17 protein-coding genes are annotated in these 15765 nt (G+C 39.1%); 16 read left to right on the top strand and 1 reads right to left on the bottom strand.

Annotated features, from left to right (window positions below):
* Positions 1-9: 9 nt before the first annotated feature.
* From tagD to AA0X71_RS02860, 16 genes are all read left to right on the top strand, one after another.
* On the top strand, positions 10-405 hold the full coding sequence (gene tagD, locus AA0X71_RS02785) for a glycerol-3-phosphate cytidylyltransferase (RefSeq protein WP_413358945.1): 396 nt from the start codon (positions 10-12) through the stop codon (positions 403-405).
* A 31-nt stretch (positions 406-436) separates the two neighbouring features.
* Entirely contained in the window at positions 437-1399 is a 963-nt protein-coding gene (locus tag AA0X71_RS02790) for an ATP-grasp domain-containing protein (RefSeq protein ID WP_413358947.1), read from the top strand.
* Positions 1400-1411: 12 nt separating this feature from the next.
* Complete coding sequence (locus AA0X71_RS02795) at positions 1412-2143, top strand: cytidylyltransferase domain-containing protein (RefSeq protein WP_413358949.1); 732 nt, start codon at positions 1412-1414, stop codon at positions 2141-2143.
* A gap of 2 nt (positions 2144-2145) precedes the next feature.
* Complete coding sequence (gene pseG, locus AA0X71_RS02800) at positions 2146-3189, top strand: UDP-2,4-diacetamido-2,4,6-trideoxy-beta-L-altropyranose hydrolase (protein ID WP_413358951.1); 1044 nt, start codon at positions 2146-2148, stop codon at positions 3187-3189.
* Positions 3179-4225: a pseudaminic acid synthase gene (pseI, locus tag AA0X71_RS02805; RefSeq protein WP_413358953.1), complete on the top strand. Its 1047-nt coding sequence runs from the start codon at positions 3179-3181 to the stop codon at positions 4223-4225. The genes pseG and pseI overlap by 11 nt, the downstream gene beginning before the upstream one ends.
* 17 nt (positions 4226-4242) lie before the next feature.
* The gene (locus AA0X71_RS02810; RefSeq protein WP_413358955.1) at positions 4243-5184 is read left to right on the top strand and encodes an SDR family NAD(P)-dependent oxidoreductase; all 942 of its coding nucleotides are present in this window, start codon (positions 4243-4245) and stop codon (positions 5182-5184) included.
* A gap of 27 nt (positions 5185-5211) precedes the next feature.
* Positions 5212-6417 (top strand): UDP-4-amino-4,6-dideoxy-N-acetyl-beta-L-altrosamine transaminase, encoded by a 1206-nt coding sequence (pseC, locus tag AA0X71_RS02815; protein ID WP_413358957.1) that lies wholly within the window; start codon positions 5212-5214, stop codon positions 6415-6417.
* Positions 6418-6472: 55 nt separating this feature from the next.
* Entirely contained in the window at positions 6473-6859 is a 387-nt protein-coding gene (gene flaG, locus AA0X71_RS02820) for a flagellar protein FlaG (RefSeq protein ID WP_413358960.1), read from the top strand.
* Between the two features lie 20 nt (positions 6860-6879).
* Positions 6880-8715 (top strand): flagellar hook-associated protein 2, encoded by a 1836-nt coding sequence (locus tag AA0X71_RS02825; protein WP_413358963.1) that lies wholly within the window; start codon positions 6880-6882, stop codon positions 8713-8715.
* A 22-nt stretch (positions 8716-8737) separates the two neighbouring features.
* Positions 8738-9136 (top strand): flagellar export chaperone FliS, encoded by a 399-nt coding sequence (fliS, locus tag AA0X71_RS02830; protein WP_413358966.1) that lies wholly within the window; start codon positions 8738-8740, stop codon positions 9134-9136.
* A complete protein-coding gene (locus tag AA0X71_RS02835) occupies positions 9136-9495 on the top strand; it encodes a hypothetical protein (protein ID WP_413358968.1) in 360 nt (119 codons plus the stop codon). The genes fliS and AA0X71_RS02835 overlap by 1 nt, the downstream gene beginning before the upstream one ends.
* Positions 9496-9549: 54 nt before the next feature.
* Complete coding sequence (locus tag AA0X71_RS02840) at positions 9550-9753, top strand: YjfB family protein (RefSeq protein ID WP_413358971.1); 204 nt, start codon at positions 9550-9552, stop codon at positions 9751-9753.
* A 251-nt stretch (positions 9754-10004) separates the two neighbouring features.
* Positions 10005-10559, top strand: a complete 555-nt coding sequence (hpf, locus tag AA0X71_RS02845; protein ID WP_413358973.1) for a ribosome hibernation-promoting factor, HPF/YfiA family — start codon at positions 10005-10007, stop codon at positions 10557-10559.
* 383 nt (positions 10560-10942) lie between these two features.
* Positions 10943-12553, top strand: a complete 1611-nt coding sequence (locus tag AA0X71_RS02850) for a gamma-glutamyltransferase family protein (RefSeq protein ID WP_413358976.1) — start codon at positions 10943-10945, stop codon at positions 12551-12553.
* Positions 12554-12617: 64 nt separating this feature from the next.
* Complete coding sequence (locus AA0X71_RS02855; RefSeq protein WP_413358978.1) at positions 12618-13196, top strand: chromate transporter; 579 nt, start codon at positions 12618-12620, stop codon at positions 13194-13196.
* On the top strand, positions 13193-13723 hold the full coding sequence (locus AA0X71_RS02860) for a chromate transporter (protein ID WP_413358980.1): 531 nt from the start codon (positions 13193-13195) through the stop codon (positions 13721-13723). The genes AA0X71_RS02855 and AA0X71_RS02860 overlap by 4 nt, the downstream gene beginning before the upstream one ends.
* A gap of 368 nt (positions 13724-14091) precedes the next feature.
* Here AA0X71_RS02860 and AA0X71_RS02865 read toward each other — a convergent pair whose 3' ends face one another.
* Positions 14092-15753, bottom strand: a complete 1662-nt coding sequence (locus AA0X71_RS02865) for a methyl-accepting chemotaxis protein (RefSeq protein ID WP_413358983.1) — start codon at positions 15751-15753, stop codon at positions 14092-14094.
* Positions 15754-15765: the final 12 nt, after the last annotated feature.

The following is a 15765-nucleotide window of genomic DNA, read 5'->3' on the forward strand; positions in this document are numbered from 1 at the left end:
GGGGAAATTATGAAAAGAGTAATAACTTACGGTACTTTTGACTTGTTACATTACGGTCATATAAACATCTTACAACGTGCAAAAGACTTGGGGGATTACTTAATTGTTGGTCTGTCTACAGATGAGTTTAATCGTCAAAAAGGGAAAGAAAGTTATTTTTCATATAAGGAAAGAAGAAAGCTGGTAGAATCGATACGTTTCGTGGATCTGGTAATTCCTGAAAATGATTGGGACCAAAAAATAACAAATATTCAAGATTATAAGGTTAATCTGTTTGTTATGGGGGATGACTGGAGAGGGAATTTTGACTACTTAAGGGAGTATTGTGAAGTTGAGTATTTAAGCAGAACTCCGGAGATATCAACATCTAAAATTAAGAGTGATTTAAATATGATTACAAAGTGATGACTCATTTAACAATAGGTAGGGTTAAATAATGAATTTAAAAACGTCTTCCGGTTTATTGATCACGAGTATTTCTCAAAAAATTCCCCTTATCAAATCTGTCAAAGAATCTGTTTTAAAAATAGCTCCTCAAATGAAATTTTATGGTGCAGACATTGATGATTCAAATATTGGTAAGTATTTTGTAGACGAGTTTTGGCAAATGCCAAGAATAGATCTCTTGGACATTAATGAACTGGTTTCATTTTGTCAGAACAATGATGTTCGTTATATTATTCCTACTAGAGATGGGGAATTATCGTATTTTTCAACATACAAGGAATTCTTAAAAGGGTTTGATATACATGTTATGGTCTCCAAACTTTCTAGTATTGAAATTTGTCTTGATAAATATAATTTTTATACATTTTTACAGAAGTTAGGATTACCAGTAGTTCAAACTACTTTAACATTAGACGAGAACAATCCTTCTTCAAGCTATGTTGTTAAAGAGAGATACGGTTCTGGCTCAGCCTCGATGGGTATAAATCTTCCCTATGGCAAAGCAATGAAGCACGCAAAGACCTTAAATGAACCTATATATCAACCAATGATAGAAGGAACTGAGTTTAGTATAGACATGTATATAGATTTAAATGGAAGGGTTAAAGGTGTTATCTGTAGGGATAGGGTTAAGGTAGTCAACGGAGAATCTCAAGTTACTACAGTAAAAAATATGCCTAAGCTAGAGAGATTATGTTCTGATGTTGCAGAAAAATTAAAACTATATGGTCATGTAATCTTCCAAGTTATTTTAGATAAAGAGGGTAACTTTCACATCATCGAATGCAACCCCCGTTTCGGTGGTGCATCGACTTTAAGTGTGGCTGCGGGACTAGATAGTTTTTATTGGTTCTTCCTAGAATCAATGGGTGAAAATTTGGCTGACTACCCATTTAATAGAAGTGAAAAAGAACTAACTTTGGTACGTCATCCACAAGACTATATCTTTTAAAAAGGTGATTTAATGGAAACAATTATGGTAATCCAAGCTAGAATGGGTTCTTCAAGGTTGCCGGGGAAAGTTCTAATGTCACTAGGTAATTCTGTAGTGCTGGATTACGTAGTATCACGCTGCCGCCAAACACATGGAGTTACAGAGGTAATCGTAGCTACTTCCACCCTGCAACAGGATGATCCAGTCGAACAATGGTGCGATCAGAATAGTGTGGAATGCTACAGAGGTTCTGAAGATGATGTTCTCTCTCGTTACTACGATTGTTCAAAGCTATACAACCCTGACTATGTCATTAGAGTAACAGCAGACTGCCCTTTTGTTGACTACCATTTGGCTGAAAAAATTATTGAGAGTATGGAATCTTCACCTTCTGATATTATGGATTTTCATGGAGAATTACCTAGAGGTCTTATCGTTGAGATGGTTTCATCTAAGGCTTTAGAATATATGTATCAGCATGGAAAAGAGGATAGGCATAGGGAACATGTGACGTATTATGCCAAGGAATCCAAGCATTTGAGTGAATTTAAGAGGTCGCTCTTTCATATTCCTGTAGCACTTCATCATCCTAACCTAAGAATAACCCTAGACACCCAAGAAGATTACGAGCTCTGTAAACAGATTGCGAATCACTTTGAAGGAGATGTGTTAGTACCTTCAGAGGATGTTGTACGTTTTCTTTTAGATAACCCTGATATTGCCCAAATTAATGCCCATATTGAGCAGAAACCGGTTGTGTAGCTATGAAAATTGTTTTTCGAGTAGACGCCTCATCTACAATAGGAACAGGACATATTATGCGCTGTCTTACCTTGGCTAACTTCTTGAAGGAGAATGGGGCCAGGGTTACTTTTGTTTGTGCTGAATTAGAGGGGAATATGATTGATTACGTAAAGTCTTTCGGTTTTGAGGTAATCGTAATTAGTGGGGAAATTGAACAGGATGCAATGCGTACAGCAATCGCTATGAAAGATAAAGAATTTGATTTACTCGTCGTTGATCATTATCAAATAGATATCTATTGGGAAAAGACCGTAAAAGAAGAACTACCATCCGTTAAACTAATGGTGATTGATGATTTAGCGAATCGCAGGCATGATTGTGATCTACTATTAGACCAGAATTACCAAGAGAATTTTGAAAGCAGATACGATCATCTAGTACCACAGCGATGTGAAAAATTATTGGGACCACCATATTTACTTCTTCGACCTGAGTTTTATAAAGAAAATAGAGTTCGGCAAACTCTTCAAGTAAGTAATATTTTAGTTTTTTACGGCGGCGCTGATCCTACTGGTGAAACCGTAAATGCTCTACATGCACTTGATGAGTTATTACGTGATAACATCCAAGTACATGTGGTCGTCGGTTTATCAAACTCTCAGAAGGATTTGATAAAGAGTATATGCTTAGATAAGTGCTATCATTATTATGAACAAATCGATTACCTAGCAGATTTAATGAGAGAGTCTGATTTGTCATTAGGGGCTGGTGGTGTGACCATGTGGGAACGCTGTTATCTAGGTTTACCTTCGATCGTAACCATTGTCGCTGAAAATCAAAAAGAATCTACTATCGCAACAGCCAAGTACGGGGCTATATGGAATCTTGGGTGGCATGAAGGTGTAAAACAGCAGAATCTTGTCGATATAATAAAGAGAGCAATCGAGTTTCCTGAAAAGTTAAGGGAGCTTTCAATAAAATCAAAATTACTCATGCAATCAAATCGTAAGCATGAAATACACCCTGTTGTAAAAGCAATTTTGGAGGTAACAGATGACAATTAATATTGGCGGCCGTTTAATTGGCCCTGAACAAAAGCCTTTTATCATAGCAGAAATGTCTGGAAACCATAATCAATCTTTAGAAAAAGCTTTGCAAATTGTAGAAGAAGCGGCGAAGTCCGGGGTGGATGCATTAAAGCTTCAAACATATACGGCAGATACCATGACCCTTGATATAAATGAAGGTGAATTTTATATAGATAATCCGGATAGTCTGTGGAAGGGAACATCCTATTATGATCTATATAAAGAAGCTTATACACCTTGGGAGTGGCATGAGCCAATATTTCAAAGGTGTCATGAGCTTGGGCTCATTGCTTTTAGTTCTCCTTTTGATGAGACGGCTGTTGATTTTCTTGAAGAGCTAAATGTACCATGTTATAAAATTGCTTCCTTTGAAAATACAGATATTCCACTTATCGAGAAGGCAGCTTCTACTGGAAAGCCACTTATCATATCTACTGGAATGGCGACGGTGGCTGAGCTAGATAACTCCATTCGGGCTGCACGAAATGCAGGATGCAATGATATTATTCTTTTAAAATGTACAAGTACATATCCAGCTTCACCTGAGAACTCTAATCTTAACACGCTTCCACATATGAGAGAATTATTTCAGTGCGAGGTTGGGCTGTCTGACCATACGATGGGAATAGGAGTCGGAGTGGCAAGTGTCGTGCTAGGTGCCACTGTAATTGAAAAGCATTTTACGACTTCACGTGAAGAAGGTGGAACAGATGCTGCATTCTCTATGGAGCCTGCCGAAATGAAAGCACTAGTCGAAGAGACGGAAAAAGCATGGCAGAGTCTCGGTAAAATTTACTATGGTCCAACAAAAGCAGAGGAACCATCTTTAAAAGACCGCCGTTCATTGTACGTTGTGAAGGATATACAGGTTGGGGAAACATTAACGAAAGAAAATATTCGTGCGATTCGACCAGGATTTGGCCTGGCGCCTAAACATTTAAAAAATGTATTAGGGAAGGTAGCCAAAATAGACATAAAAAAAGGAACCCCATTATCGTGGGACATTGTATAAAGTAAGGTGGGACTAAAATGAATGTGTTACTTACCGGAGGAGCGGGCTTTATTGGACGTGCCGTTGCCAAGAGGCTTCTGTCTGATGGACATAAAGTTTGGATACTAGATGACTTATCAAATGGCAGAGAAGACAATATTGAAGAATTTAAGAATAAGCTTGAGGAGTTCATCATCGGGGATATTAAGGATGAGGGACTACTAGAAAAGATTTTTGAAAGGATACCTTTTGATATTTGCTATCACCTGGGAGCCTCTATCAATGTCCAAGATTCAATAGATGATCCAAGGACAACCTTTAATAATGATACTCTAGGTACTTTTTATATTCTCGAACAATGCCGTAAACACAATGTTAAGGTTGTCTTTATGAGTACATGCATGGTCTATGATCGTTGTCTAGAAGAAACAGGGATAACGGAAAAGCATCCTATCAAACCTGCTTCTCCATATGCAGGTTCAAAAATTGCTGCAGAAAATATGGTCTTATCCTACTATCATGCATATGGACTCCCAACTGTTGTCATACGCCCTTTTAATACATATGGACCGTTTCAAAAAACTGATGGTGAAGGTGGCGTTGTCGCAATTTTTATCAAGAAGAAGCTTGCTGGTGAGCAGTTAAGCATTTATGGGGAAGGGACACAAACAAGAGACCTTCTTTTTGTGGATGACTGTGCGGACTTTGTTGTCCAAGTCGGATATTCCGACCAGGTGAATGGAGAAATTGTTAATGCAGGACTTGGGAAAGATATTTCGGTAAATGACTTAGCTAAATTAATCGTGGGAGATTCATCGAGAATCGAACATGTCGAGCATATTCACCCGCAAAGTGAAATCCAAAAGCTGTTATGTAATTATGACAAGGCCGATAAGCTTATAGGTTGGAAGCCGAAAGTGAGTCTTGAAGAGGGAATACATCGAACTGAAGAATGGATTAAAACGAGTCACCTAATTTAAGGTGACCTTTTTTTGGAGGGATATAGGATGACGCTTGCAGTATTAGGCGGGAAACCAGTAAGAGATACTTATTTATCTTATGGTCAACAATGGATTGATGAAGAAGATGTACAAATGGTTGTAGACACATTGAAGAGTCCGTTTATTACACAGGGGCCAAAAATAGAACAGTTTGAACAGTCGGTTGCAAATTATGTTGGTTCCAAGTATGCAGTGGCTTTTTCTAATGGAACTGCTGCCTTGCATGGAGCCTGCTTTGCTGCCGGAGTTGGGAAGGGGGATGAGGTGATTACTACCCCCATTACATTTGCGGCTAGCAGTAATTGTGTCCTGTATTGTGGAGGTACACCGGTATTTGTCGATATTGATAAGGACACTTATAATATTGATACGGAGAAAATTAAGGCAGCGATCACAACAAAAACAAAAGCCATTATTCCTGTAGATTTTACCGGGCAACCGGTTGATATCGATGCTATTAAAGAAATAGCAAATGAGCATAATTTGGTCATCATTGAAGATGCTGCCCATTCGATAGGTGCAAGCTATAAAGGACAAAAAGTAGGCACACTTGCTGACATGACAATGTTTAGTTTTCATCCTGTCAAGCATGTTACAACCGCTGAGGGTGGAATGATTGTAACGAATTCCGAGGAGTATGCCGAAAAATTAAGATTGTTTCGTTCACACGGGATCACGAGTAGTCATTTGTCGAAGGATGAAGGTCCTTGGTATTATGAGATGGTAGAGTTAGGCTATAACTATCGTATGACTGATTTACATGCGGCTCTGGGTATATCGCAAATGAATAGACTTAACTCTTTTATCGAGAGACGCAGATCGATTGTATCTGTTTATAATGAAGAATTTTCTATGGTAGATGGAGTACAAGTCCCGCATCAGTTAGAATCAACTAATTCCAGCTGGCATTTATATATGCTGCAATTAGATTTAGAGAAATTTACAGTTGGAAGAAGGGGAATTTTTGAAGCCCTCCGTGCGGAAAATATTGGGGTTCATGTTCACTATTTGCCAGTGTATTTGCACCCCTATTATCAGGAATTAGGGTATAAAAAAGGGTTATGTCCGATTGCGGAAGATTGGTATGAATCAGCCTTAACGATTCCTCTTTTCCCGAAAATGACGGATGAAGATGTGCAGTCAGTCATTGAAGGGGTAAACAAAGTTCTAGAATTCTATCAAATTGACAGAATAGATCCTAAAAAAACTTAAGATGTGCTCAGCTTGTCCGATATAAATATTAGGATAAAATGAGGAGTTGTTCTCTATGGATATTGGCGGGTTATCAAAATCAATGCTTACATCTAGTTTTACTCCATCTGTTGGTAAAGAGGAAAGAGCTATTCAAAAATCAAAGCAGGTAAAACCAATAGAACAACATCAAGATAAACCGCAAAAAGAGGTAAAAGAAGAACATAAAGGTAAGCTTTCAAAGGAAGAAACAGAGCATATCGTTAAAGGAATGAATGAATTTTTACACCCAAAATATACTTCTGTTACATTTAAGTTGCATGAAGAATTGGATCGATATTATGTAGAAGTAATAGATAAAGAGACAAAAGAAGTAGTGAGAGAAGTCCCTACTAAAGAAATACTCGATATGTATGCTAAGATGACCGAATACTTAGGTTTATTTATAGACGAAAAGTTGTAAAAAAGGAGGTTACTGGCAATATGGTAAATTCTATTCGTTTTTCAGGTATCGCAAGTGGAATGGATACACAGTCAATTGTTGACTCACTAATGAAGGCACAACGCATTCCGCTAGATAAAATCTATCAAAAGAAACAGTTATTAGAGTGGAAACGTGATGATTATCGCGACATGAATCTATTACTAAAGGAATTGGATACGTTCATTTTTGATGGGGTGTACAAACAATCGAAAATGATGACGAAATCAGTTACGTCATCAAATTCCGATTTTGTGACGGCGATTGCAGGTCCCGATGCCTCAAACGTTAACTATAAAATAGAAAATGTGAAACTAGCAACGGCGGCTAGAAAGCAGAGTGAAAATGCAATTAGTTCTGCTGGAAATCAAATTGACTCTGCAAAGAGCCTATGGTCTCAAAAGGACAAACTAGCTAATAGCCAATTTGACTGGAAGTCGGAAGAAAAGAAAGTGTCCATTACCATTCCAGAAAATGGCGGTAGAGAATTTAGATTAACTAGTTTTGCTGTTGAAGAGGGTTCAACCATTTCAATTGGTGGTGAAAACTTTACCGTTAAAACTTCCTCTGAAGGTGCATTAACAGAGAACGAAGTGTTTATTGATACGACAACTGGAAAAATGGTGCTTGGGAAAGATTTAGAGGCGGGTCCCAAAGATGTAAAGTATACTAGCCATTACCTAGAATTTGATGTCAAAACATATAATGAAAAAGGGGAAGCACAGTATAAGAATTTCAAATTTGATGGGACTACTACCCTTGATAATATGTTTTTGACGATTAATAAATCAGATGCTGGTGTAAACATGTTCTATGATAGTGGTTCTGATAAAGTCGTTGCCATGAGATCGTTAACAGGGGATTTTAATCCTACAGGAAATGAAATTGAATTCGTCAATGCGACAAGAGATGAAAATGGCAAAGTTACTTCCGAAACTAGTCATTCATTTTTCACATCTTCATTAAGTCTAGGAGATGATGAAGTAGGAACTGGTACGGATGCAACATTTAAAATAAATGGCTTAGAAACCTCGAGAAAGAACAATGCTTTTACTATAAATGGTGTTTCCTTCACGCTAAAGAAAGATTCAGTAGAGGGTGAGTCTGCTACTATAGGGATTCAAACCGATACAGAGGGTATCGTTAATACCATTACCGATTTTGTTAATAAGTATAACGAAGTGATCGATAAGATTAATGGAAAATTAACGGAGGAACGCTATACGAGTTATGCTCCGTTATCAGATGAAGAAAAATCATCATTAAGTGAAGATGAAGTTACAAGATGGGAAGAAAAAGCAAAAAGTGGAATGCTTCGCAGAGACTCGATTCTTTCGAATGCGCTAGATACATTGAGAACGAATATGTACACACAAGTTACCGCTAATGATGTGACGAGAACGGATGAAAATTATAATCAACTTGCGGAAATTGGAATTACTACTACCAAGAATTATTTAGAACGAGGAAAACTCGAAATCGATGCGGAGAAGCTAAAGGCAGCGATTGAAGATAATCCAGATGCTGTTTATCAACTTTTTATGGCAGATGGTCCAACTTCCAGCGAGCAAGGATTAGCAAGGCGAGTTCGTACAACGATTTCATCCACCATTAGAAGTATTGAAGATAGAGCAGGGAATAGTTTTAAAACAGCACAATCTTATACAATGGGTAAGCAATTACTTGATTTTGAAGATCAGATTCAAAGGTTTGAAGACCGTTTGGCTACTGCTGAGGATCGTTATTGGAGTCAATTTAATGCGATGGAAAAAGCGATGCAAGAGCTAAATAATCAATCCAATACACTCATGTCTTATTTAGGAATGGGAAGTCAATAATAAGAAATAGGTGAATAAAAGAATGGCTATAAACCAACCACATCAAGCATATAGACAGAATTCTGTAAATACGGCGTCACCTGGTGAGTTAACATTGCTTCTTTACAACGGATGTTTAAAGTTTATTAAACTAGCCAAAAATGCTATCGAAGATCATAATGTTGAGCAAAGGAATGTTAATTTAATTAAAGCTCAAAATATCATTCAAGAACTTATGGTTACACTTAATATGGATATTGAGGTTTCTCATAATTTAATGCAAATGTATGATTATATGCATAGGAGACTTGTTGAAGCAAATTTGAAAAATGATGCACAAATCCTCGATGAAGTTGAGGGGTTTGTGATGGAATTTCGCGAAATGTGGAAGGAAGTTATTCAATCAACAAGAAAACAATATGCTGAAAGTGGCAAAGCTTAATGAAAGAACTCGAGCAATTCATTATTGTGTCTAGAGAACTAAAGGCTTTACTTGAGGAAGATTTTCAAAACGATCAACGCGAGAAGCAAATGAATAAAATAGATGAGTTACTTCAACTAAGACAAAAATGGTTAAAGGAACTTTCTGATCTGTCCCAATTAGCGTCCCAATTAGATGAGAAAACCAAATTAGAGTTGGTTCATCAAGAAAAAGAAATTCAGACTTTAATGCAGAAAAAAAAGAACGTAATAAAGCAGGATATTAAAACCTTGCAGTTAAAAAAACAGAAAAATGATCAGTATGCTAATCCATATGAAAACTTAGCTGTGGATGGTATGTTTTTAGATAAGAAAAAATAAATCAACCTGCTCGCAATTTAACTCGAAAAGGTAGGAAGAATTTGGAGGCTTTAAATGGATATTGCACGCATGTCAATGGCGCTAAGCCAAGGCCAAGTGCAGCAACAAGCGTCACTTTCTCTGTTAAAAAAGACGATGGATATGGCAGAAGGAAATGCTGCGGAACTTATTAATCAAGTGATGAACAGTACCGATGTTAACGCACTACAGCACACAGCCCAGCCACATCTTGGTAGTAATATTGATATAAAAGGTTAATCTAGAGCGGCCCTGCGAGGGTCGTTTTTATTTATATTTGCCTTGTAGCGATTCGCCCATTCACCAATTCGACAAACTTTTTAAACCTTTTTTTCCGTTTTAGCAGGAGTTTCTTGGGTTAAAATAGAAATGTAATATATAGTCTTTTTTAAAGAGGCTATAGTGTTAATTCTTTTGTAGCTAGAGCCGTGATGGTGACCAGTGAACAAGGATTGATAGGTGAAGGATAATCGAAAAGGAGGAGTTCACTTATGAATTTTAACGTACGTGGAGAAAACATTGAGGTAACTCCGGCAATTAGAGAGTATGTCGAAAAGAAAATTGCCAAACTCGAAAGGTATTTTACTGAAACTCCTGATGCAAATGTGAATGTTAACTTAAAGACCTACAATGACAAGAAATCTAAGGTAGAAGTAACAATTCCGATGCAGAATCTTGTATTGCGTGCTGAGGAAATTCATGTAGATATGTATGCCGCAATTGATTTAATTACCGATAAATTGGAGCGACAAATTCGTAAACATAAAACAAAAGTAAACCGTAAGTTTCGTGAAAAAGGTGGCGTCAATAATTTCTTTGCAAACTTTGAAGAGCCAGGCGGAGTAGCGACGGAAGAAGAACAAGAACAGCTAGAAGTTGTTCGTCAAAAAAGCTTTGATTTAAAGCCAATGGACAGCGAAGAAGCGATTCTTCAAATGAACATGCTAGGCCATAACTTCTACGTCTTCACTAATGCAGAAACCAACCTTACCAATGTCGTGTATAAGCGTAAGGACGGCCGCTACGGTTTAATCGAAGCACATTAAATAGAACGTTGAACCGCATTCCCGAAGTTCGGGGAATGCGGTTTTTTGGTGGGCTGAGTTTATAGATGAATTTTTTTCGCCGAGATCGTGTTCCAACTTTAAACTGTGAAATCCGCAATTAGCCTTGATTTCACCGCAATTATCAACAAAACCCCCGCAATCCACCATTCCCACAACTCAACCACCACTCATATATTTTTCCAAAAAAATCATCTAATTGTACTTCTCCCGCTAGTCTATTACAATATGAATATACGGATTTTTCGTATTTTTCACAATAATAAGGAAGGTCTTGTCACCTATTTTGGATGATCATACGCATTTCGAAACAATTTGTGTCATAGTCTGAGAACAGGGCCTACGATAAAGGGGGAGCTATACATATGAAGTTTGATTTTTTAAATTACCCATACCAGTCGCAACGAACAGCCGTGATAGCGAATCGAGGAATGGTCGCAACCTCACAGCCATTAGCGGCACAAGCAGGCCTTGATATTTTGAAAAAAGGTGGAAACGCCATTGATGCAGCCATTGCCACAGCGGCGACGTTGACAGTTGTTGAGCCAACTTCTAATGGAATCGGAAGTGATGCGTTTGCCCTTGTTTGGACGAAGGGAGAGCTTCACGGTCTAAATGGAAGTGGTCCATCTCCGAAATCGATTAGTATTGAAGCGGTTAAAGAGAGAGGCCATGATAAAATGCCGACTCATGGATTAATACCGGTTACTGTACCAGGTGCACCTTCAGCTTGGGCTGAGTTATCGAAACGCTTTGGGAAGCTTCCTCTTAAAGAAGTTTTAGCTCCAGCCATTGATTATGCGGAAAATGGCTATCCGTTAACGCCAATTCTCGGTAAATATTGGGCAGTTGCATATCGAAATTATAAGCAAAAACTAACAGATGAAGAATTTCAACATTGGTTTGAGACCTTTGCTCCAGATGGGAGAGCGCCGAAAGTCGGTGAGGTTTGGAAATCAGCAGGGCATGCTGCAACCCTTCGCTCCATCGCTGAAACGGACGGGGAAAGTTTCTATCGTGGAGAACTAGCCGAGAAAATCGATCAATTTTCAAAAAAATATAATGGTTTTCTTTCCAAAGAAGACCTCGCTAACTATAAGGCTGAGTGGGTACAACCAATCAAGGTCAACTACCGTGGCTATGATGTGTGGGAAATTCCGCCAAATGGTCAAGGATTAGTGGCTCTTTTAGCTTTAAATATTGCTAAAGGGTTTGACTTTGAAGGGAAGGATACGCTTGAGACGTACCATAAGCAAATAGAAGCGATGAAACTCGCTTATACAGATGGAAAAGCGTTTATCACCGATCCACGAGATATGCCTGTAACAGTAGAGGAACTGTTATCTGATGCATATGGTCAATCACGCCGATCACATATTGGCGATCAAGCAATTGATCCAACGCCATATGCTCCACCTCGAGGCGGAACGGTCTATTTAGCAACTGCAGATGGGGAAGGCAATATGGTTTCCTTCATTCAAAGTAATTATATGGGCTTTGGTTCTGGCATTGTTGTCCCAGGAACAGGGATTTCCCTGCAAAATCGTGGACATGATTTTTCCCTTAATCCAGAGCATCCGAACGCATTAAAGCCAGGTAAGAAAACGTATCATACGATTATTCCAGGTTTCTTGACGAAGGGCGATCAAGCAGTCGGGCCATTTGGTGTTATGGGTGGTTATATGCAACCACAGGGTCATATGCAGGTGATCATGAATACGATTGATTTTGGTTTGAATCCTCAGGCTGCTTTAGATGCACCGCGCTGGCAATGGGTAGGGGATAAAAAGGTTCAAGTGGAGCCTGGGTTCCCGAATCATATAGCGCAGGGCTTGGTGCGAAAAGGCCATCAAATCGAAGCAACGGTTGACTCAGGCGGCTTCGGTCGTGGACAAATCATTTGGCGTGATCCCGAAACAGGCGTGTTAATGGGTGGTACCGAATCAAGAACAGACGGATCGGTTGCAGCGTGGTAAACTTGTAAGGGAAGGTTTGTGGTCGTAAGTAGACCACAAGCCTTTTGAAAGGTGGTATTTCAAAATGATTAAACAGCAGCTACATCTTTTTATTGCTTTTTTCCGTTCTGGAATTTTAGGATTTGGAGGCGGTCCGTCTGCCATTCCTCTCGTTCACAAAGAAGTTGTGGATACGTTTAAATGGATGGATTCCGATGAGTTTGGAGATATCCTCGCTTTAGCAAACGCCCTCCCAGGTCCAATTAACACAAAGATGGCCGGTTATATTGGCTATCGTATAGGTGGGGTTTTTGGGATGGTAAACGCAATCCTCGCCTCAATCGTTCCGTCGATTGTTATGATTATTGTTCTTTTAACGGCTCTAAATGCTTATAAGGATCAACCATGGGTGCATGGCATGTCGATTGCAGTGGTACCGGTCGTGATGGTGATGCTTGGGTCGCTTACATGGGATTTTGTGAAAAAATCGACAGGCTCAAAGCTTGGCATGAAGTGGTCCATTGTTTTTATTATTGTAAGCTTAATTGTACTGGAATTTCTACATATTCATCCTGCTATTATTATTGTGATTTTATTAGTTGCGGCACTGTGGAAAAAAGATTCCATGTCCAAGGAGAAGAAGAAGGAGGCCGAAGGAGCATGATTTATTGGCAGATCTTTTTAGCCTTCTTTATTCCTGGAATACTTGGATATGGGGGAGGACCTTCCTCCATTCCACTGATTGAAAATGAAGTAGTTGACCGTTATGAATGGTTTACCGTGAATGAATTTAGTGAAATACTCGCACTTGGGAATGCTTTGCCAGGCCCAATTGCGACGAAAATGGCTGGCTACATTGGCTTCCAACAAGGTGGCATTCTTGGCTCAATTGTAGCGATTTTCGCGACAGTTGGCCCATCACTGATCCTCATGATTACCCTTCTTGGTCTATTAATGAAATTTAAGGAATCGCCAAAGGTAAAATGGATGACGATCTATATACGTCCAGTCATCGCCGTTTTACTTGGAATCATGACGTATGATTTCTTCTTTTCCTCCTATGAAGGCTTAGGGATTTGGCAAACTCTATTTATTGGAGGATTGAGCTTTGTTTTAATGGAAAAAATGAAGGTGCACCCCGCCTATGTCATCGCAGGTGCACTCGTATATGGCGCCCTTGTGTTAGGGTAGTGGGAAAGGTGTTCAATTCGTCAGTGTAAGGGCGAGTTGAGCATCTTTTTTGTTGAATTTATCGTTGAAGTGTGTGGCTTTGAGTTACTTTTTTGGGGAAAGTGCGTAGGTGGGGCTGTTCTAGCGGTATTTCTAGTGGCGTTAGACTCCCTTGGCATCCTCGATTGCGGGTCTTTTCGGCATAATTGCGGGGGTTTTGCGATTAATTGCGCACGATTTTAAGTTTATTGCGGACCTTTTTAGAATAATTGCGCAGGATCTAAGGGGAATTGCGGATTTCGCAGTTACCCAAGGAAAACTTGAACACACCAAACCCACACTAAAAAACCGCATTCCCCGTACTTGGGAATGCGGTCATTCTATCCTCATTACAATTTAAACTTACTCAATTCTTCTTGCATCGTTTCAGTCATTCCTTGTAATTTGACAACCATCTCACTTACTTGTTCAAAGGCGTCGAGCTGGTCTTCGGTAGAAGCAGAAATTTCTTCTGTTCCAGCCGCTGTTTCTTCTGTAATCGCTGAAATATTTTCAACTGCAACGGTTACTTGATTGCTCATTTCGTTTGAGCTTTCAATGCTGCGGACTAACTCTTCAAGCTTTTCTTGGATTGATGTTACGTCTGTCGCGATCGTTTCAAAGGCATGCTCTGTTTCGACTTTTGCTTGCTCTTGTTGACCTGACAATTCGTTACCAAGATCCGTTGCTTTCGAGATGCTTTGTAGACCATGCATGATATTCGTTACCATCGTCGTAATTAATTGAGTCGCTTTCGTTGAATCGTCGGCTAACTTGCGAACTTCATCAGCCACGACGGCAAATCCTTTTCCAGCTTCTCCAGCACGGGCCGCTTCAATCGCTGCATTCAAGGCGAGGAGATTCGTTTGTTCCGCAATCTCACGTACCGATTGGGCGGCTGCGTTAATTTCACCAGTGAATTGGGTGAATTCTTTTACGGAACGATTAATATCCTCTGTTGAATGGGAAAGTTGCTTGGCGATCTCTCCTTGCTTTTCAAGAGAATTACGTCCTTGCTGAACCGATTGGAAGGCACTTATGCTTGCTTCAGATGCAAGCTTGCTTTCGTCTTGAACATGTAAAAAGTCTTGGCTCATATTGGCCATAAGTGATGCCGTTGATTGGATATCCTCAGAAATGGACTCACTTCCTTTTGCTAACTCCTCAGTAGAAGCAGTAACTTGAGTGCTCACTTCCTGTAGCTTTCTCATTTTATCCGAAACATCCTTCGTGAAGGCTGTTACTTCATCACCAATTTGATCAATCGATTGAACCGTTCCTCTTAAATGGTTAATCATATAGGAAAAGGCAACGTTTAGTTGATCCATTTCGAAGCGGCTGTTTGCTTTTTTATCGGTCATTTCGATTTCTTGCGTTAAATCACCAGCGGCAATATGATTCGCCATTTGCACGACATCATTAAGTGGTTTCGTGATTCGTCTTGCCAATATCCATGAAGCAAGAACTGACAATACGATCATTACGACGATACTTATAACAGTAAAGACCACAATAAAATCGATATTTCTCTGCGTTTGCTTCAGCATGTCTTGATACCATGCACTTGTTTGTCTATCAAGAAGATACATATCGTTCAATATTCCAGAAATACGGATCGATTCTCGTTTAATCGCTGGATTATCCCCTTTTTCAAAAGCGTCAGTTGCTTTTGCGAATAAATCTTCATACTTGATAGAGGCTTTATTTAAAATCTCTTGATGCTCTTTTTCTCTTAAAATGGAACTTAAATCATGGAAATGAGCTTCGATTTTATTTAACGTATCCAATGCTTCTACTTTGTTCGCCTCAGATGTATTGAACGTGTAATTAGAAAGCGATTGTTTGGCAACAACCAATTGTCCATTTAATTGCTCTACTTCTAGCAAAATTTCTACATCCTTTTCTCCCGAGCTTTGGATATTGATTAATTGCACAATAATAATAGAAATCACAATTGCCGCTAAAACCAAAGGAATGACAGCGATCGTTAGTAAACGTCCTCGTAGTCTCATGTTCTATCTCCT

It is taken from the genome of Robertmurraya phoenicis, from assembly GCF_047302285.1.
Taxonomy (GTDB): domain Bacteria; phylum Bacillota; class Bacilli; order Bacillales; family Cytobacillaceae; genus Robertmurraya.